General features: G+C 46.6%; 12 protein-coding genes. 11 read left to right on the top strand and 1 reads right to left on the bottom strand.

Translation table 11 applies throughout. From position 1 onward, the window contains the following. Positions 1-515: 515 nt before the first annotated feature. From CHH60_RS02790 to CHH60_RS30155, 8 genes are all read left to right on the top strand, one after another. Positions 516-1,553, top strand: a complete 1,038-nt coding sequence (locus CHH60_RS02790; protein WP_095357805.1) for a LacI family DNA-binding transcriptional regulator — start codon at positions 516-518, stop codon at positions 1,551-1,553. Between the two features lie 151 nt (positions 1,554-1,704). Further along, a complete protein-coding gene (locus CHH60_RS02795) occupies positions 1,705-4,167 on the top strand; it encodes a hypothetical protein (RefSeq protein WP_095357806.1) in 2,463 nt (820 codons plus the stop codon). Positions 4,168-4,341: 174 nt separating this feature from the next. After that, positions 4,342-5,733, top strand: coding sequence for an extracellular solute-binding protein (locus CHH60_RS02800; RefSeq protein WP_095357807.1), 1,392 nt, complete (start codon positions 4,342-4,344; stop codon positions 5,731-5,733). A gap of 42 nt (positions 5,734-5,775) precedes the next feature. Continuing rightward, a complete protein-coding gene (locus tag CHH60_RS02805; RefSeq protein WP_176475954.1) occupies positions 5,776-6,753 on the top strand; it encodes a carbohydrate ABC transporter permease in 978 nt (325 codons plus the stop codon). After that, positions 6,753-7,634, top strand: coding sequence for a carbohydrate ABC transporter permease (locus tag CHH60_RS02810; RefSeq protein WP_095357809.1), 882 nt, complete (start codon positions 6,753-6,755; stop codon positions 7,632-7,634). The genes CHH60_RS02805 and CHH60_RS02810 overlap by 1 nt, the downstream gene beginning before the upstream one ends. 18 nt (positions 7,635-7,652) lie before the next feature. Continuing rightward, complete coding sequence (locus CHH60_RS02815) at positions 7,653-13,994, top strand: S-layer homology domain-containing protein (RefSeq protein WP_095357810.1); 6,342 nt, start codon at positions 7,653-7,655, stop codon at positions 13,992-13,994. 246 nt (positions 13,995-14,240) lie between these two features. Beyond that, positions 14,241-16,223, top strand: a complete 1,983-nt coding sequence (locus tag CHH60_RS02820) for a glycoside hydrolase family 127 protein (RefSeq protein ID WP_095357811.1) — start codon at positions 14,241-14,243, stop codon at positions 16,221-16,223. A gap of 26 nt (positions 16,224-16,249) precedes the next feature. After that, positions 16,250-16,384, top strand: a complete 135-nt coding sequence (locus tag CHH60_RS30155; RefSeq protein WP_255247793.1) for a hypothetical protein — start codon at positions 16,250-16,252, stop codon at positions 16,382-16,384. A 133-nt stretch (positions 16,385-16,517) separates the two neighbouring features. Here CHH60_RS30155 and CHH60_RS02825 read toward each other — a convergent pair whose 3' ends face one another. Beyond that, positions 16,518-17,462: a helix-turn-helix transcriptional regulator gene (locus CHH60_RS02825; RefSeq protein WP_255247794.1), complete on the bottom strand. Its 945-nt coding sequence runs from the start codon at positions 17,460-17,462 to the stop codon at positions 16,518-16,520. Positions 17,463-17,584: 122 nt separating this feature from the next. Between CHH60_RS02825 and CHH60_RS02830 the strand changes: the two genes are divergently transcribed. The 3 genes from CHH60_RS02830 (at position 17,585) to CHH60_RS02840 (ending at position 20,753) form a co-directional block, all read left to right on the top strand. After that, positions 17,585-18,895 carry an ABC transporter substrate-binding protein gene (locus CHH60_RS02830; RefSeq protein WP_095357813.1) on the top strand — a complete coding sequence of 437 codons (1,311 nt, stop codon included), beginning with the start codon at positions 17,585-17,587 and terminating at the stop codon, positions 18,893-18,895. 126 nt (positions 18,896-19,021) lie between these two features. Continuing rightward, complete coding sequence (locus tag CHH60_RS02835; protein ID WP_095357814.1) at positions 19,022-19,894, top strand: carbohydrate ABC transporter permease; 873 nt, start codon at positions 19,022-19,024, stop codon at positions 19,892-19,894. Between the two features lie 4 nt (positions 19,895-19,898). After that, a complete protein-coding gene (locus CHH60_RS02840) occupies positions 19,899-20,753 on the top strand; it encodes a carbohydrate ABC transporter permease (protein ID WP_095357815.1) in 855 nt (284 codons plus the stop codon). Positions 20,754-20,799: the final 46 nt, after the last annotated feature.

The raw sequence follows: 20,799 nt of genomic DNA on the forward strand, positions 1-20,799 counted from the left end.
GTCCTTACCCTATAAGCTACTGAGGGGTCCGTTGAAGCTCTACACAAGCGATTGCCCAGAGCATGTCACGCAAAGGGAATTTAGAGGACGTTTTTCAAGCCTCAATTTGTACCCAAGTTACGCTCCATCCATATGCATTGTTTAATGACCCAGAACGTTCATTAACAGGATATTGGTCGATCGGAGGGCGGCATTATTTTCAAAGACGCTGCAGTTACTTTTCGATAGATACTCAGTAGCACCTAAGAACACAGAAAATAATCTGAATCCTTTTTAATGTTTATTAATAAACAATAATAAGTTCTGTTATGCTCAGTATGTTTAAAACTTTAAAGCCAATATAAGATTATTATTCATGGTATAGTCAAGCTAGTGTCGCAAAATAATGTGGAAGTAAAATCCAAAAAAACAATTGCTTAATCAGCAATTGTAAGGTAAGATTCAACTATCATATTTTATCTAAACGTTTAAACAGCTAATGAACGATGGTTCGTATGCTTAGACAGGAGAGACCTATGAGAAAAACCAGCATAAAGGACATCGCACTTAGGGCTAATGTTTCTATTGCTACAGTCTCCTATGTACTTAACGACACTCGCAATGTCCGTCCCGAAACGCGCAGAAGGGTCCAGGAGGCCATCGAAGCATTGAATTACAAACCGAACGAGATTGCTAAAAGCCTTAAACGTAACCGTACCAACACCATTGGTGTTATTACGGAGGATGTGACTGTTTTTAATGCTCCAGATATTATCGACGGTATTAACGACTTTGGAGACCGTCACGACCTTCATATCCTGCTGGTTAACCTTAGGCTCGACAAACGAATTGGCCGTAATTTTCAAGACGTCGAAGCTTACCGTAAGTATGCAGACAGCGCTGTATCTGAACTGCTTGGTAAACAGGTAGATGGTATCATTTACATCGGAGTTCACACTCGCGACTTGACAGGTCTAATCAATGTTGAAGGTAAACCGATTATATACACCTACGGTTACACACAAGACGATATTTCAATTCAGTATAATGATGAACAGGCATCTTATGAAGCGATGTCGTACTTGGTACAAATGGGGCACAGTCGCATCGCAATTATTAGTGGCTTAATGGATTCAATCCCTTCAAGACGCCGATTAAACGGTTATTACAAAGCAGTCACCGATTTTGAATTGCCGTTTGATCCTTCCTTAATAAAGATGGGAGATTGGGAAAGAGATTCGGGTTATAGGTACGCTAACGAGCTACTCGACATGGACAATCCGCCGACTGCGATCCTATCAATGAACGATGTTATGGGCGTCGGGGTTCTTCAGGCCGCGAAGGAAAAGGGGCTAAGCGTTCCTGAAGATATTTCTGTTGTTGGTTTTGATGATCGGGAATTCAGCGATTACTTGAGTCCACGTCTGACAACAATGGGATTACCGCTTCATGAGATGGGATATTTAGCGATAGAAACCCTTTACCGCCTAATCAATGGAGAAGATGTTCAAAACCTAACCATGCCGGAATGCCGCTTGATCGAGCGCGATTCCGTTCGGATGCTGGAAGCTTAAAAGCTTAAAAGCTTAAAAGGAGATCATGCCAGTTTCCATACATAGAACAAACGCAGGTAGGCTTCGCAATACCAAAGAGGAATGTAAGTTTCTCTTTTGGAAAATAATTTAAACGTTTAACTTAATTCTGATCGATGAAAGGGAGATCTGAGTGACCATTCTTAGTAATGAAAAATTCAGGATCGAGCTTGGTGAACGTGGTACCGTTCAGTCCTTGGTGATGAAAGATGATCCGCATGAGATGAATTGGGTCGTAGATCCTCATTATTTGCAAGAGGTTGGATTCCAAGAGGATGAGGATAAGCTCTTTGGCGAATGGAGTATGCAGTTGAATGATAGGTTTGTTCAAAGCTCGATGTTTGAGCCAAATATTACGAAACATAGCACGAACCATGTTACTGTTGAGTTCAAAGACGTACAGGTCAAGATCTTGTTTTCATATTTGCTGGAAGGCGATCAATTCCGCTGGGGTATCAAACTGACCAATGAATCCGATAAGAGCGTTAAAATTAAAGGGTTGCATGTGTGGTTTTCTCTCGCCTACATTATGTTCCGAACGCAAGATGTATATCGTAACATGCATGAATCCTGCGCCGTATTTACGCACATCGGTGGGAACTTTGCCAAGTTTGCTGCTGTACGACGAAGTAACGAAGGGCCACATCTGGGAATCTACACGCTCAGAGGGAATATATCCACATTGGGTTCTCTTTGCCGTTATTGTAACCGCTTTCTAGAACAGGTTTCTCCATCTTTGGACGGCTTGTTATTCCACAGACTTTCTTTAGTGGAGGATGGGACCTCAATGAAAGATTTAGTACTTACCGATTGGATATATGATGACGCTTACAACTCTTTAACGTTAACGCCTGGGCAATCGGAAAATTGGGAGTTCGGATTTGTGTCATTCCAGAATTTGACGGATTTCTACCATCAAGGCAAGGTCCTCGGACATCCTCACTGGAGCTTTACACCCGTTGTTCCTGAAGGAGGACAATTCACTGCCTCAGTCCGGTTGCCTAGGGATTTTGAAATAAGGTCGTTGAAGCTATACAGTGCGCCTGGACACCAGAATGGCATCGAAGAGCAGGATATCTCCACACTGCTGGTTCCTTCAGAAAAGTCTATGTCACTAGACGTGGGCTCTAATCAAATTAGCAACCCCGTCATTGAACAGGAGTTCATAGTAACCCTACCCGCTGACGTGCCGGGAGAACGTAAACTGGAGTTGATACTCAAGGACGGACGTCGTGACATGCTGGTTTGGAATGTCCTTGAACCCGTTCACACCTTACTTGAAAAGCGAGCTGAATGGCTGGCATTAAATAGCTATGAAGGCGGGGAGACAGCGGATCGGCCCCATGCGTTCCGTCCGCTATCTAACCAAGGTGAGTCACTGGGGAAATTGGCATTCTTATTAATGAAAAATGGGATGTCTTCGCCTGTTCCCGAGCAGGTTACGAAGGCGGAAGCAGCTGCGGTGCTGGATATGAAGATGCACTGGTTCATCGAAGGTAATTTGTCCCGGCCGCAAGCTTTGTACGGTAACTTTTATCGGATCTACGATTTCGATTATATCGCGCACGTTTTTTATCTATTATCACAAATGGATGAAGAGCTGCTTCATTTGCATTCTCCTTCCGAGTATTTGAAATGGGCCGCCGAAGTGATGTGTTTGCGACTTGATCCAGATTGCCATTCCGGTCAGCGAGAAAAGGATGAATCGCGTCTAAATGGTGTGTTTATCCTTTACATACGTGAACTGCTACAAGCGTTGAAAGACAAGGGATATGCTGAATTACATAATCAACTACAACAGCTATGGGATCGCTTTGGTCGAGAAATGGAAATTGGTGTTCGGCACTATGGCGGGGCCGTTACTGAGCACTTCTATGATAATGCCGGATTTGGTCCAACGTGCACAGCATTATGTTTCCTTGGGCATACCGACGAGGCTTCACAATATGGTCAGCTTATTTTGGCGAATATCGGATTTAGCAACGACTACAGGCTGCAAAATCCGGATCGATGGTGGGAAGCACTGTCCCCAATGATTCATTCCTTATGGGGCGGACTAGCGGCATCGTCGGCACTTGTTGCATATGAACACCTCGGTGATCCGGAATATCTGGAAGCAGCTTACCGCTCTACGATGGCAATCTTTCATTGCTATGACTGGAATGTAAAATCCACCCCGCGCAGGCTGGAGCAAGGTGAAGCCGCATCGACGTATAGTGTATCTGCACCCAACTTGAACATGCCGGAGTTGTCGCGTAATCGTTTCGGACAATCGGTGTTCGTGGGAGCAGACGATCCGCTGTTTGCCGCTTTGTTCTCCGATGTATCGGGAGATGACTGGGATATGGGTGAAGAATTAGTAGCTTATTTGCTGGGGTTTGGAACTACGACGTACCTCTATCGGGATGAAGAAGGCACTTTAAAATGTGTCAACGGATTCGTCACAGAAGAGCATGATGGTTGGACCGTGAAAAGTTATGCGGCGTATCCGTCCAGGTACGTATTCCGTGAAGAAGACTTAGAGTTCAGAGCTCCACAAGGAACTTTGCAAAAGAGCATTCGCCTGGAAAATGGCAAGTTTTCCGCTTGTCTATGACCAGTATACAAACTTGGCAGTACCATTCGTTCCTAAAGCAGAAAATATACAGGCTTTGGTCAACGAACAGCATTCATATAAAGGTCCGGATATGAAACAAGACCATGTTTTTAAGTTAAACGATTAAATTCGTTGACTTGAAATAAATAGCATTGAAAAAAGGAGGAAACAAACATGAGGTTCGGTAAGCGCAAGTTGGTTCTGTCTCTCGCATTAACCCTGGCTTTCTCCACGCTGGCAGGTTGTTCTGGCAATTCGGACACTTCCGGTAATGCCAAAAATGCAGCAGCAGGCAACGGGGATCCGTCCGCTGGGGGCATCACCCTTGAGTTGTTGTATTGGGGGGATGATGTACAGAAGCAACTGGTGGAATCCGCTGCAGAAAAATATACAGCGGACACCGGGGTGAAAATTAATGCGCAGGTGCTGCCGGCAGACGGCACATTTGACACCTTCATCCAGACGAGGCTTCAATCCGGAGAACTGCCGGACATCAGTTACATGGGGGAAGCTGACATTCAAAAGTATAATGAGATGGGCATTTTAGAGGACATTTCCGACCTGCTTGCGGATGGAACCATTCCGGAGAAACTTCCTGCAATCACTATCCATACACCTGAACAGAAAGTTATTGGTGTAGGCTTGTCCAACCAAATGGAACTGCTGTTCTATAGCAAATCGAAATTTGATGAGGCAGGCGTTTCATATCCACCTACCAAGGTTGAAGAAGCCTGGGATTGGGATACCTTTGTTGCCAATGCTAAGAAGCTAACCAAGGATTCGAGTGGTAAGACAGCCGCTGATGCTGGTTTTGATGCTGCATTGACTGAAAACTATGGTCTTGGTTTTACGGCAGGTCGTGAATTTCACCATTTCTGGGCAGCGAACGCCAATGGAGGAGGCATTGTATCCCCGGATGGAAAAGAGTTTCAATGGGATACACCACAAACGACAGAAGGTATTCAAAAACTGGCTGATCTTGTGATCAAAGACAAAGTTGCTTCTGCCTTTAGCTACACTTGGAGTACTGGAATAGGCTCCGCTGTGGATGCGTTAAGCGGAGGTTATGCTATGGCTGTGAGCGGATCCTGGGATTTAGCAAATATCAAAGGCAATGAGGATATTGGTGTAGGCGTGCTCCCGAAAATGGAGAAAGCAGTTACCATGAATGCTGGAGCTCCACTTGTTGTGTACAACACTTCCAAACATATCGAGGAAGCAAAAAAATTCTACGCCTATATGGTTAACCCAGAAAACAGCTTAGACTTGCTGAAAAGCGGAGCATGGCTACCCAATCAGGCGGACTGGTATACAGATCCAGCTTTAATTGATCAATGGACTGCTGATCTGCCAGCCAGCGCAAAGGAAACCATCCTTAGCTATGCTACGACCGAGGGTGCCATTGTCCAATGGCCAGCGTATTATGTTCCGGCTTACTTGAAAATGAACACGGAATACGAAAAGTCTATTGACCAGGCATTATCCGGCCAGAAAAGTGTCAAAGAAATTTACGATGCGATTATGCCGGCAATCAAGTCGCTGTGGGAAAGCGGCAAGGTTTCCTAATCATAGGAAGGAAGTTTGAATTCGAAAAGAGAGGCTATGCTTATGAATCCAGAACGCAAAATCGGTTCGGAAACCGTTCCTGCCAGAAAAATTGCAAAAGGCGCCACCAAAGAGGCCATTGCCGGATATCTTTTTGCTGCCCCAGCCATCATCGGATTTTTGGTGCTGACGATGTACCCCATGCTCGCCAGTTTATATTACAGTTTTCATAAAATTACGATTATGAGCGGCAGTCAGGTCATGGAATGGATTGGGCTAGATAACTTCAGGTATATTTTCAGCAATCCAAGCTCTGAATTTAAAAAATCGATTACAGTTACGCTGGTTTACGCCTTTGTCAACGTTACGCTCGTTATCGTGTTCTGCCTGATCGTTGCTTTGCTGTTGAACCGTAAGTTTATTGGGAGAAATTTGCTAAGAGCTATCTTCTTTCTGCCATCTGTCATACCGATGCTCGCGACGACGATCGTATGGCAGATGCTATTGCAAAATCAGGCCAAAGGCGGGCTCATCAATTGGGTTCTACTACAAATGGGCATTGCACCATGGGACTTTCTCAACGACCCACTTCGGATCTTTTACACCTTGTTTATCATGAGTCTATGGACATGCGGCGGGACGATTGTTGTATTTATCGCAACGTTGCAGGACGTGCCTGGTGAATTGCTGGAAGCTGTAGAGATGGACGGAGGCAACGCCTGGCATAAGTTTTTGAAGGTAACTTATCCAACGATTAAACCCGTACTCTTTTTTCAGCTTATCATGTGTATGATGACGTCAATCCAGATCTACACCCAAAGCGTAGTGTTATCAAGAAATGGCGCGCCTGACCGAATGACATACTTTATCAACGTCATGATCTATGACCATTCCTTTGTGCAAGTTGGCATGCGAGGTTTGGCATCAGCCGAGGCTTGGATCGTATTTCTGATTACTTTGGTGATAACGGGCGTGTTGTTTTACTTTCAAGGCGCGCTCAAACGTGATGATTCCATGGGCAAACGAAAGTGGGTGAGATAATGGAGACGGCACCTGCACCGATGAAATATACGAGCATCAAGCAGGCTAAAAACCGAAGAAGAGCAATTCATTTCGGTTTGATTGTGTTATCTCTCCTGCTTGCATTCATTTTTGCTTTTCCATTGTACTGGCTGTTACGCGGCGCAATGGTGAGTCATTCGGAAATATTGGCCAGACCGCCTGTATTTTTCCCAAAGGAGCTTGGGTTTGAGAATTTCAGGCTAGGACTGGAACGGATTCAGTTCTGGCGGCAGCTATGGAATTCGGTTTCCATCGTCGTTCCGTATGTTATTGGCACCGTCATCACGACCAGCTTTGCAGCATACGCATTCGCCAAATTGCGATTCCCCATGCGCGGCGCCTGGTTTGTGCTGGTTATCAGCAGTATGATGCTGCCTAGTGCGGTTACACTGCTTCCACAATTTTCGTTATATACATCGCTTGGGCTCGCAGGCAAACCTGCCCTAATTATTCCAGCCTTTTTTTGCGCAGGCGGCAATGCATATTTCGTTTTTCTGCTCAGACAATTTTTTATGACAATCCCTGCTGAACTGAGTGAGGCGGCCAAAATTGACGGCGCAGGTTATTTCCGCATCTATTATCGGATCATGCTGCCTCTCATTCGCCCTGCCATGATCGTTGTTGCCCTATTCAGTTTCATTAACTGTTGGAATGAATTTTTCTATACCATGATTTATCTGAAAACAGAGGCTGATTATACCTTGCCTATGGGCTTGTACATGGTGAACGGAATGCGTATTCCAAACTATGAGCAGGTCATGGCGCTTGCACTCATCGTAACACTTCCCTGCCTGGTGTTTTTCCTGATCGGCAACAAATATTTTGTAGAAGGCATTACGTTGACGGGAATTAAAGGTTAATAAGGAGGAGACAAAGCAATGGCGAAAAAGAAGAGGAAATGGGCAACAAAAATGTGGGTGGCCGCTTTGGCCACCGTCGTAACCTTGAATACAGGCATCATACCTGCATCGGCGAACTATACGACAGACTTTGTTCATGAAGGCGTAGGTACCGAGTATGGTGATGCAACGTGGAAGAACAATCAGATCGTAAGCGAGCCTGTGGATTTCAGTCAGGAAACTGTCGGTCAAATGATGAAAGCGATCGAAGATTTTGATTTTGACCAGTTCGCTACAGATCATGCCGACTTGCCATGGCTCGATAAGTTGCTGGTTAACGAGGGTGTCATCCCAGACGACAACAACGATGATGGCAGTGCCAACACGCTGTTCAGCCGGGGAAGCGCGCTGTATATGAAAACGCAGAATAACCGGCAGCTCGGCTTTGTCGGGACCGTACATTATGCGGATACCCTGAACAAGGATACGATGTACAACATTACACTTTCTACGGGTGCCGTTATGGAAGACAAGGCTGCTCGTAAAAACTACCCTAGCCATGCTGATCAGACCTACAAAAGTGGCGGGCTCGACATCAGCCAGCGCAAATTTATTACATCCTCTAACACTGCAGTTACTCTACTGAAGTTAACCAATAACGGTAATTCGCCAATTACGCTAACCATGACCGTCAAATCTCCATTTGTAACCGAAGCCGAGGGAGATGAATTGATCGGTAAACGAGTGGCTGCTCCAATCATGGTTGGCCGCGCCGGAGAAGAGTATGTTGAAGCGATGTCCCATGTTGATGTTCATCTCAGCGGAGATGGCATGATGCCTGTTGGCAATGATTTGGTCAAAGAGATTACGGTTCCTGCAGGCACATCGGTGGATGAGAAAGTGGTCATGGGGTGGTTGGCCGAAGAAATCCCAGCATCGAAAACGCAGTATGCTGAATTTAAAGCAAGTAATAATGAAAAGGCTTTCAATGATCAGGTGAAGGAGTATAACGAATGGTGGGCACAAAATATCCCCTACATCGATATTCCAGACGAAAATGTGAAGAAGGTTCTGTATTACCGTTGGTGGTCCAATCGCTTCAACTTGCTGGAAGCCAACATTCCCGGAAACGACTGGCAATTCCCGATGAACATGGAAGGGGTGCTGGGTTATAACAACGGCATCACAGTTAGTGTTCCGTGGGTGTTGCAAGATTTGAAGTGGCTGCGAGATCCATCTTATGCTTACGGGACTTGGCTTGCCCAAGGCGAGTATTCTGAAAACGCCAATTACAAAAATAATCCGGGGAGACCAAATATCTGGACATGGGACATGATGCAAAATACCTCGCAAGTGGGTTGGGAAGCGTACAAGATTTATGGTGGCGGAGAAAAGGTGTTGAAAAAATTCGCTGATTTCTCAGCAAGCGATGTGACGGGCACACTGAATCATTTCCGGGGAACCAATCCTGATCTGGTTTATTACAATCACGGACCAATTACCGGCAATGATGGGGACACAGTGTCCATGCACTGGAAAGGAAACGGAAACTATGCGCGTTTGGACGGTTCTTCTACAGCATATGCAAACGCAGTAGCCACCCAGCAAATGTATGAACAACTTGGGGATGACGCAAACGCGAAGCGCATGGAAGAAGTGGCACAGCGAATTCGAACCGCCATTCTGAACAACATGTGGTACGACGAAGCGGATTTTGACGGAGATGGCGAAGTTGATACGAACGGCGAAGGCAGCTTTTTGCACAAAAAAGTCATCAACCAACAAGACGTATTCAATCCATGGCGTGACAACAATATGTTTGTGTTTAACTTCGGTGTAGTGCCGAAAGAAGGGGAGGCAGGATACAAATCCAAGTACTTAACCCAGTTATCCGATTACGGTGATCCAAACTATTATCCGATTTTCCCATTCTTTACGGCAGATCAGCACAGTATCATGAAACGTGTGGAAGCATTCCAGAATGGAGAGACCAGCGCGTTCGGAACGGATCAGTTCGCTTGGTGCAACTTTGGAAATTACATCAATACAATTCGTGCTTCCTTACGTCATTATCCGGTGGAGAATATCAACACCGACACCTACAAAACATTGTTTGACTGGGGCGCTTGGTTACATACGGTTGAACCAGGCAATACCGACCACCTGGATTCCAATGAGTTTTTCTGGCTGGAGGATTATTTCTTTGGTACGCCTTGGACACCGCAAAATCCGCCTAACCCAAGTGGGAAGATGGTTCGTGCCTGGATTCACCACGATACGCTGGGCATGATGAATTATTCCGTTATGGAAGATATGGCTGGCCTTCAGCCAAGAGCGGACGATAAAGTCGAGCTATGGCCACTCGATATTCAATATGACCATTTCGCTGTGGACAATGTGCGTTACCATGATGCCAATCTGTCCATTGTGTGGCAAGACCCGGCCAAGTATACCGATAGCAATCCATATTACAAGGATATCCCTGTGGGATACTCATTGTTCATCAATGGCGAACGTGTCATGACGACGGACGAAATGTCGCATATCATTTTTGATACAGCCACGGGCAAGGTAGAAAAACCGGACGGAGACGTACCAGGGGCGGTTGGAGACAACACAAACACCAACGTTATTTATGAAATTGGTCGTGCAGTTAATTTGGCTTCGGCAGACGATACTTCACTTGCAGGCAATGAAAAAGCAGTTGACATGTTCAATAAAGCAGGAGTTGATGTGGAGCACAGCGGCGTAAACCTGGCAACGACAGCTGGTACTACGGTTGAATCCAGCTATATCAATAGTAATTCCAACGTCAACAGACTGGCAGACGGGTCTACGATTGCGTCCATTACCCATACCTCGAATACTGCGTTGTTCGGCGGATCGCCGAATCCATCAGATTCAGTTACGTTTCAATTTGGTGGAGTCCAAACGGTGGATAACGTAAAAGTGTACTTCTATAATGACCGGCGGCCAAACGGCTATGCAGCTCCACAAACATTTGGTGTGGAATACTTGGATGCGGACGGCACCACATGGAAGCCTGTAGAAGGGCAATTCCGTTATCCGAATTATGTGGCCGCGAATTACAATAATGTTGAATTCAGTGCGGTGAACACAAAGGCTATCCGAGTGCATTTTACGCATGCATCGGCCTATTCAACAGGAATTAAGGAGATTCAAATCTACAATAACGACCTGAACGTTACACCTTCGGAAAACCTTGCACCAAAAGTGCAACTAGACCTGCCGGTGAACGTGGAGCAAGGAGCTCCATTAAAGTTGGCGCCAGTAATTACAGATGATGGTCTGCCAAGCGGGCGTTTGACGTATGCATGGAATCTAGTATCAGGCGACGCTGGTGCAGTGCAGGCTGAGGCACTGGATCAGGCCACATTGAATGTGACATTTGGCGCGGTAGGCGAATACGTCTACGAGCTGAGCGTTAGTGATGGGGAAGAAGTCACGAAGGTAGAAGTGCCCATCACGGTATACGTAGCTACGGCCGAATTATCTAATGTCATTGCCAAGTTTGCAGACCGGGTATCGCCGCAGGGCAAACTTGTCCGCAATGCAGATGACTTCACGCCGGAGTCGTGGCAGACGTTGCAAGCAGCATTGACTGAGGCCAAGGAACTGCTTGCTAGAGATGATTATTCGCTGGATGACGTGCAGTCCATGACGAATCGAGTTCGCGTAGCTGAGGAGAGTCTTCGTTACCGCAATGCTGCACTGTTGGCTACGCCGAGTGCTTCTTATACATCGGCATGGGAATCTTTGAACTCGGTGAATGACGGGTATATTCCTTTAGTTCCTGGAAGCATCGGCAACCCAGAGATCGAAACGCAGTATGGAAACTGGGGATCACCTAACCAGAGTCATTGGGTGGAGTATACCTGGAAAACGCCTGTGACCCTGTCTGGCAGTTCCATATACTTTTATGATGATGGAGGCGGAGTACAGGTTCCAGCCGATTACGACTTTGAATATTGGGATCAGGAGACGGGCGAGTACGTGGCGGTTAGCGGACTTAGTGAAAAGAAAATGGAAAAGGGCAAATTCAACCAAGTCACCTTTAATGAAGTCACGACCGACAAATTACGTTTAACGATGAAAAACCAAAGCAGTTCGGTATACACAGGTTTAAAAGAATGGCGTGCTATATCGGCGAAACCTGAAGGGGAAGAACCACCTCAAACGGACCATGGTCCGATAACAGCCATTGAGCCAGCATCAGTTAATACGACCATCAACGTCATGCCGGAGTTGCCTTCACAAGTCACCGTGACCTTTGAAGACAAAACGAAGGGATTAGCTAATGTCGTGTGGGATGAGATCCCCGAAAATAAGCTATCCATTGCAACTGATTTTGTTGTGCTTGGCAGTGTGGAAGGAACCGACCTAAGAGCAAGCCTTCGTATTTATGTCAAATATGATAAGTCCCGCTTAAAAGCGGCCATTGATGCTGCATCAGATCCTTCCGTGAACGAAGAGAACTATGTTGGCACACCAGAACAATGGCAAACGTTGCAAACAGCTTTGCAGTTAGCTAGTGAAGTGTACAATAATAACGCTTCGACCGAAGGAGATATCGATTCAGCGTACAAAGCGTTGCTGGAAGCTTTTGAAGCCCTTGAGCCCGTAGAAGAACACAATGTAACGATTATAGGGATCAACATTCCGGGCGGTTCTGTGGATCAGTTGGCCAAGGAAATTGTTATTCCTGAAGCGACAACGCTGGAGGAACTTAAAACGGGCATAAACGTTCCCGCAAGTGTGACATTTGCGGTTTACGAATCTGATGGATTGACGTCGGCCATTGATTTGAAGACAGGATACAAAGTGACGTTAACAGGTTCTGATCAAATCACGACGAAGACGTACACTGTCCTGAAGGTTACAGAAAATCCGCCAGTGAATACAGCTGCGCTTCAAGCAAAGCTGAATGAAGTAAGGGCATTGAATCAAGAACGATACACGGCGGCAAGCTGGCAGAACTTAACGGAAAAGATCTCCACTGCCGAGCAGTTGTTGACGAGCGGGTCCGCTTCACAGGCTGACATTGATGCTGCGGTTATTGCGCTGGATTCTGCTATTGCGGGATTAAAACTGTTGCCGACACCTACACCGACTCCAAGCCCATCACCATCGGCTCCAACACCAGTTCCAGCGCCAGCTCCTACACCTACAGATCCGAAAGAGCTTGCGCCAGTTACCGTGAGCCAAGGCAGAATCGAAGTGAAAGCAGCTGCCACCGGCAAAGATGGTAAGGTCAAAGTTCAACTCAGAGACAGCGATATGCAAGCAGCGCTGGAGGATATGAAGGACGGAAAGTTAACCATTGTCATCCAAAAGGATTCGGAAATACAACAAGTCGAAGCCTTGCTTCCATGGAAGACGCTTAGTACTACGAAGTCTTTAACCAGTGTAAAAATTGAAACGGGATCAACCGTGTTGACGATACCTCATCAATTCCTAACTGCGATTAGGGACATCTCTAATCTGGGAGTGGTCTTTGAAGCCGTCGAACCAAGCCAGTTGCCAAAACAAGCTGGAAAACTTCTAGAAGCAGACTTGGTCAGCAACATCACGGTGAATGCAGATGGGAAAAGTATATCTTCTAAAGAACTACATGGAAAAGGACTTAGACTAGCCATGCCTTATCAGTTGAAGGAAGGGATAAAAGGTCATCAGGTTGTGGCCTTCACGCTGAACGATGCCGGAGTGGCCCACGCTATTGTCGGCAGTAGATATGATGAATCTACAAAAATGTTTGAGTTTAACATGGAGCAGAACGGCATGTTCGGAGTACTTGGCGTAAACATTGCCTTTAAGGACTTGAACAATGTGAACTGGGCTCTGGAAGGTATTGAAGCACTTGCAGCAAGAGGAGCTATTGAGGGAACGGGAGCTGGAGAATTTAATCCAACATCTCAAGTAACCCGTGCAGAATTCCTCAAAACGTTGATGAACTCATTCGATCTGTTGGATGAATCAGCAAAACCATCATTTAGTGATGTCAAAGAAGGGACCTGGTATAGCATACCAATCGCAAGTGCTCATAAGCTGGGCATTGTCAAAGGCAAAGCAAATGGCACTTTTGGTCCCAATGAACCCATTACCCGTGAGGAAATGGCTGTAATGATTTATCGGCTTGCAGGTAATTTAAATGTTACATTATCAACCGAAGAGGAGGATGGTTCTGCGAAGTTTGTTGATTTGGAGAATCTTTCTTCTGAATCATCATCAGCAGTAGAGGCTGTTCGCAAGGGTGGTTTAATTACAGGCATGCCGGATGGCCGCTTTATCCCTAATGGCCAGACCACACGTGCGCAAGCGGTGACGGTTATTTACCGATTGCTTACAAACCTAGAAAAGTAAATCAGGACAACTCCAACATCAACATGTGACAAAAATAATGGTTGCCCAACATATTTTTGAGGGGCAACCATTATTAACTCTATCTTCGCCTACATGTAATTATTTGGAAAATAAGGATATTAAGTAGAACAAGGAAGGCGATCGTACAAAGTTGTAATCATATAAATTTTAGTTGGAAATGATGATTTCGTCCTGATGTAATTATTAGTAAAATAAGGATATTAAATAGAACAAGGAGAGGTTCACATGACAAAACCAGATGTACCACACCATCCATATCCAGTGTATAGCCATACAATCAATGATCCATTCTGGTCGCATTATATTGAACTGGTCCGCAACGTGGTTGTTCCTTATCAATGGGAGGCGCTCAATGACCGTATCGAAGGCGCTGAACCAAGCCGGGCTATTCGGAATTTCCGCATTGCTGCTGGGGAGGAAGAGGGCGTTCATTTTGGCATGGTATTTCAGGATAGTGATGTGGCGAAATGGATTGAAGCAGCTTCGTACCTGCTCTCGGCGAAGCCCCACCCGGAACTGGAAGTCCTCGTGGATTCCGTTATTGAGACCATAGCTCGGGCACAGCAAGCCGACGGTTATTTGAACACGTACTTCACCCTGCGTGAACCTGGGGCGCGCTGGACGAACCTCGCCGAATGTCATGAACTTTATTGTGCAGGACATATGATTGAGGCTGGTGTGGCGTATTATCATGCCACGGGCAAACGCGTGCTGCTGGATGTGGTTATTCGTCTGGCGGACCATATAAACACCGTGTTTGGTACAGGGCCAGGACAATTGCCAGGTTATGATGGGCATCAGGAGATTGAACTTGCACTCTTCAAATTATATGAGACGACAAAGGAAAAGAAATATCTGGAACTGAGCCGTTATTTTCTGGATCAGCGGGGAGCAAGTCCACACTTTTTTGTAGAGGAATGGGAACAAAGGGGTCGTACCAAACATTTTGGCGAGTTGGACATGGTTCACCGACACACTTACTCTCAGTCCCATCTGCCCATTAGGGAGCAGTCGACTGCAGAAGGCCATGCGGTTCGATTGGTGTACATGTGTGCGGCTATGGCCGATGTAGCTGCTGAGACCGGGGATATCCCGCTAAAAGAAGCCTGTGAACGGTTGTGGAGCAGCACCATAAGCAAGCGAATGTACATCACGGGAAGCATTGGTTCATCAGCCAAAGAAGAGGCATTAACAGGCGATTATGATCTGCCGGGAGATACCGCATACGCAGAGACTTGCGCCTCGATTGGCCTGATCTTTTGGGCGAAGCGCATGCTGCAGATGGAGCAGGATAGCAGATACGCAGATGTTATGGAGCGAGCCTTGTACAATACGGTGATTAGTGGAATGTCCCTCGACGGGCAACGCTTCTTCTATGTGAATCCGCTTGAAGTCGATCCGGAGATTCAACGTGTGAATCCTAATTATGCCCACGTACGAACACGCCGGCAAGGGTGGTTTGGCTGTGCCTGCTGTCCGCCGAACATTGCACGATTACTTGCCTCATTGGATCAATATGTGTATACCCCAGTTGAGGAACAAGCTACGTTATATGTGCAATTGTACATCGGCGGAGAAGGGGAATTCACACTTCAGGGGAGAAGAGCAGCCCTCTTCATGGACTCTGATTATACATCCACCGGAGAAGTGAAGCTGATTGTTCGACCCGATTCCCCGGAGGGAATGCAGTTTACGATAGCTCTGAGAAATCCGGACTGGTGCAACATTCCCGAGCTGTGGATTAATGGGGAGAAAACCAAACAGGATGAATTCACTTTTGAATGCGGTTACATAAAGGTGAACCGTACGTGGAGAGCTGGTGATGAGATTAAGCTTCACTTCCCTATGGAACTGCTGCGGATGAAAGGGCATGACAACATCAAAGCCACTTTCGGGAAAGTAGCCATCCAGCGGGGACCGTTTATGTACTGTCTCGAAGAAGTCGACAATGGCCGCGGATTGCATCGCATTCAGCTGCCCCGGGATGCGGAAATTCAAATCGGTAGCGGGGAAGGGATGCCTCTGGGGGTTCCGGCACTTACAACGATTGGGCAGCGAATTGTATCTCATGAAGACTGGGGAATACATCTGTATCGCAGTGATGTCCACTGGGATACACAGCCTGCCGAGCTTCGGTTCATTCCATACTTCACTTGGGCCAATCGGGATGAAGGGGAAATGAGCGTTTGGATTCGAGAGTGCAAATAAGGGGATGTCTATCAGGAGAGAAGATGTTGAGCGAGAGTAAATGGTATTTTCACCGTTCAAGAAACAGCGGAAGTGAACGAGCTAAAGTTGTTGCTACAGTGACGATTGCCCATCCTGCGGAACAGGAACCAAAAGCAGGGCAAGGCGAAGGTGAAGCTTAGGTTTAAATGCGTCAGTGCTTCTTCAGTAAGGGGAGAACAACAAGGGAAAGCGTCCAATAGGCCCGGGATGCGCGTTATAGGATAACGCGATCTAAGGTGAGCGGACGCTTTTTATTTTTCAGGGTGTTGGTTCTTAGTGAGACGGTTTATTTTCGGTGTTGGTGAACTTGCTGCGAAAGTTGGAAGGAGAGATGCCCTCTTTTTTGGAGAAACAGGAAGAGAAGTAGGATACATGATTAAAGCCGATCTCTTCGGCGATGCGAGCAACGGGCCAGGCGGTTTGCAGCAGGAGCTTTTTGGCCTGGTCGATTCTGTAATGCAACAGATATTCCATGGGCGTCATGCCATACACTTTCAGCATGCTGCGTGCCAGATAGTTTGGATGATAATTGAGTTCCTCTTGAAGCAAGGAATTAGAGATGGGTAGACGGTAATTGTGGCGGATGTAGAGTTCAATTTTCTCGGCAATCCGGATGGCGGCAACATCAGTCAGTGAGGAGAGCCCAAGGTCCATATGCTGCATAAATTCCTGGAAGGTCGCCTGTCGTTTCCAATTACGCATGGATTGAGGCTCCTGATCAAGCTGAGAGAAATGCTCCAGTAGCTCCAGGTTTTTGGGTGTAATGTGCATATGTTTCGGGATGAAGATGGAACAGACATCACAGTGGTTCAGATACGCGCTCACCTTATGTGTCTCGATTAGTTCGGCTTGATTGGCGAGGCATTCGTCCATGTTGGCAGACTCTCTCCAGCTGCCATAAGTTTGGAAATGAATCCAGATCATTTCCGTTTCCACCTTACAGGCTGCACTGCCGTAATGGTGTCCATCCGGCTTAAGGATCAGCGCTTCTCCTTGGTTCAGACGCCATTCTTTCCCGTTCTCGCTAATGGCGAGCGAACCGCGTGTAACGACAATTAGATCAAAGACACCGATGTCACTGCGGCTGATGTGATATTCACCTTCTTCGTAATAAGCACGTCCGCAATCAATAAAATAGGGGATGGGTGGTGTTATGAAATGAATGATGGGCGAGTCCAATCTAGCACCTCCGAACAGGTTGAAATATTTAAAATTCATGTTGGCATTGATTATTTATTATTTATGATAGAGCAAGTATCATGAAAAATAAAGCGCTTACGTAATTGGGTTTTCTATCCTTAAACGGATTCAGGATTACAACCTTGGAAAGGGGATTGAACATGAAGAAAATGCAGGTATGGTTAGGGGTATGTCTTTTTGTGGTGGTAATGGCTCTAAGTGGTTGCAGTACCACAAAGGAAGCATCAGGCGGGACATCTGAAGAGGAAGGAAATGGAGGAGTGACTAAACTGGTCTTTTGGACTTTTGTGGATGCCCATCAGAAGTTTTATGAGAGTATGGCAGAGCAGTGGAATCAGGAGTATCCGGATCAACAGATTGAACTCGAAGCAACGACGATTCCATATGACGATATGCATACCAAGCTGTTGCTTGCCTTGCAATCCGGTGTGGGCGCACCGGATCTGGTTGATATCGAGCAAAGCAAGTTCCCCAATTTTATGAAAGGTGTACCACAGCTGGTGGATCTTACGGACTTGATTCAGCCCGAACTGAATAACATTGTGCAATCCCGGGTGGAAATCTACAGCAAGGAAGGTAAATACTACGGTATCGATTATCATGTGGGGGCAACCGTCATGTATTACAACCGGGACATTCTGGATCAAGCGGGTGTTAGCGCAGATGATATCAAGACATGGAGTGATTTCGAGCAGGCGGGGAAACAGGTGCTTGAGAAGACCGGTAAACCCATGATTACGTTTGAAGGGAACGGGAACTGGTCCTGGTGGCCGGCCATTAGCCAGCAGAAGTCGGATCAGGTGGATGCCGATGGCAACGTAACAGTGAACGCACCCATCAATATTGATACGATGAAGTTCTTTCAGAACATGGTTCAAGAAGGGGTTGCTGCTGTCGCGCCCGGTGCGGGGCATGACACAGAAGAATACTTCGGATATATGGATAAGGGGAGTGCAGCATCGGTATTTATGCCGTTCTGGTTCATGAACCGGTTCACCGATCACATTCCGGATCTCAAGGGCAAGATGGTCATTCGCCCAATGCCAGCCTGGGAAGAGGGGGGGAACCGTTCCGCAGGCATGGGAGGTACAGCAACGTCCATAACCAACCAGTCCGCTTCGATTGAACTCGCCGAGCGATTTCTCGCTTATGCCAAACTGTCCAAAGAAGGTAACATTCAGATCTGGAAGCAGCTTGGATTTGACCCGATTCGCACAGATGTATGGACCGATGCAGCCATGAAAGCGTCGAACAAATACACGGATTATTTCGGTGATGATATTTTCGACACCCTACTAGAGGTGAAGGATGAGATTGCTCCAGTCCACATTCGGGAGAAGTCGCCTGAAGTATTCGATGCGGTGCGTAATAAAGCAATGCCAGAGATATTCATTAATCTGAAGGATCCGGAACAAGTGTTGAATGACGTGCAGGCAGAATTGACTCGGTAAACGGTGTTGTTGGGATCGTATTTAATAAAGAAGATATAGCTTATTCCAAGTTGGGGGTTGGTCACATTGCATCTTCAAAAGGAAACAACAGCATCTGTACGCGCCAACAGGCGCAGGAGCATCAGAATGAATTCCAGAACATGGGCTCCGTATGGGTTTGTGTTGCCGTTTATCTTGTCATTTCTCATTTTTTTCGCTTATCCGTTGTTTCGAGCCGGCATGATGAGCTTTCAGCAGGTTCTTCCTGGCGATGTTCAGTTTGTGGGGCTGGAGCATTACAGTAAACTCTGGAACGCCGACTTTCGGGCTGCATTGTGGAATAGCACGCGTTATACCTTTTGGACGCTGCTTCTGTTGGTTCCAGTACCCATGGTGCTTGCCGTATTGCTCAATTCCAGTCGCATGATGGCGCGGAACTTGTTTCGCTCGGCCCTGTTTATTCCTGCACTAACTTCGGTTGTTGTAGCTGGGGTTGTATTCCGGCTCATCTTCGGAGAACTCGACGGAGCACTGATGAATTCCATCCTGAGCGTCTTTGGCATTCCAAGCCAACAGTGGTTATACAGTTCATCACTGGCCATGGTTGCACTGGTCGTACTTGCAGGCTGGCGCTGGATGGGCATTAACATGCTGTACTTTCTCTCCGCGCTGCAGAGCATTCCCAAGGATCTGTATGAGGCCGCAGATATTGATGGTGCTGGAGTGATGAGGAAATTCACGAGTATTACGGTGCCCATGCTTAAGCCAATTACCATCTATGTGATTACGATTACGCTGTATGGCGGGTATTCGATGTTCACGGAGAGCTACATGCTGTGGGCAGGCAAACCCTCTCCGCAAAATATCGGACTGACGATGGTAGGTTATATCTATCAGCAGGGATTCCAATATTTTAATCTCGGATTCGGTGCAGCCATCGGCATCACATTGCTGGTAATCACACTCCTGATCAGTATGCTTCAGCTTACCGTGCTGGGCATGTTCAGGAAGGAGGAGTAGCACGATGGAGACACGAAAAAATAAAATTAATGCTGCTTCTGTGCTGTTACTGGTGTTGTTCGCGGCTTTGGCTGTTTTGATGTTATTTCCACTCTATGCGCTGATGCTTGCTTCACTGAAGCCTGCTGCCGAACTATTCCGGTATGGCCTCAACGTTCGTTGGGACTGGGCCTTAATGAGCCTGGACAATTATAAGACAATTTTTGCCGGATCGGGAGCGGCAGGCCACTATTTCACGTGGTACAAAAACAGTCTAGTCATCACCGCGTTGTTCACAGTACTGAGCCTCTTGTTTTCGTCCATGGTCGGTTACGGACTGGGCGTGTACCGGTTCAGAGGACAGAATCTAATCTTCACCCTCGTCCTGGTTGTGATGATGATACCCATGGAAATTATTATCCTGCCGCTCTATGAATTGACGATTAAACTGAAACTGATCAATACAGTGTGGGGCGTTATTCTGCCTTTTGTGGTGGCGCCTTTGCCGATCTTCTTCTTCAGACAATTCGCTCAGGGTTTGCCCAAGGATTTTATGGATGCAGGCAGAATTGACGGCTGTACCGAGTCTGGCATCTTCTTCCGCATCATGGTGCCGCTGATGGCTCCGGCATTTGGGGCAATTGCCATCTTGCAGGCGATGAACAGCTGGAATAATTTTCTTTGGCCACTCATTGTGCTGCGAACAACGGAACAGTTTACTCTGCCGATTGGGCTGGCTTCCTTCGTATCTCCATTGGGCAATCATTATGAGGAACTGATCTCAGGAGCTGTGCTTGCCATTGTACCCATCTTGATTCTGTTTCTTTTCTTTCAGCGCTACTTTATCTCTGGTCTCACGGTTGGCGGGGTGAAAGGTTAAATCAAACTCCCTCTATTTGACGAAATGGATGTCTCAAGGTTTATTC

Source organism: Paenibacillus sp. 7523-1 (genome assembly GCF_002276415.1).
Classification (GTDB): domain Bacteria; phylum Bacillota; class Bacilli; order Paenibacillales; family Paenibacillaceae; genus Paenibacillus; species Paenibacillus illinoisensis_A.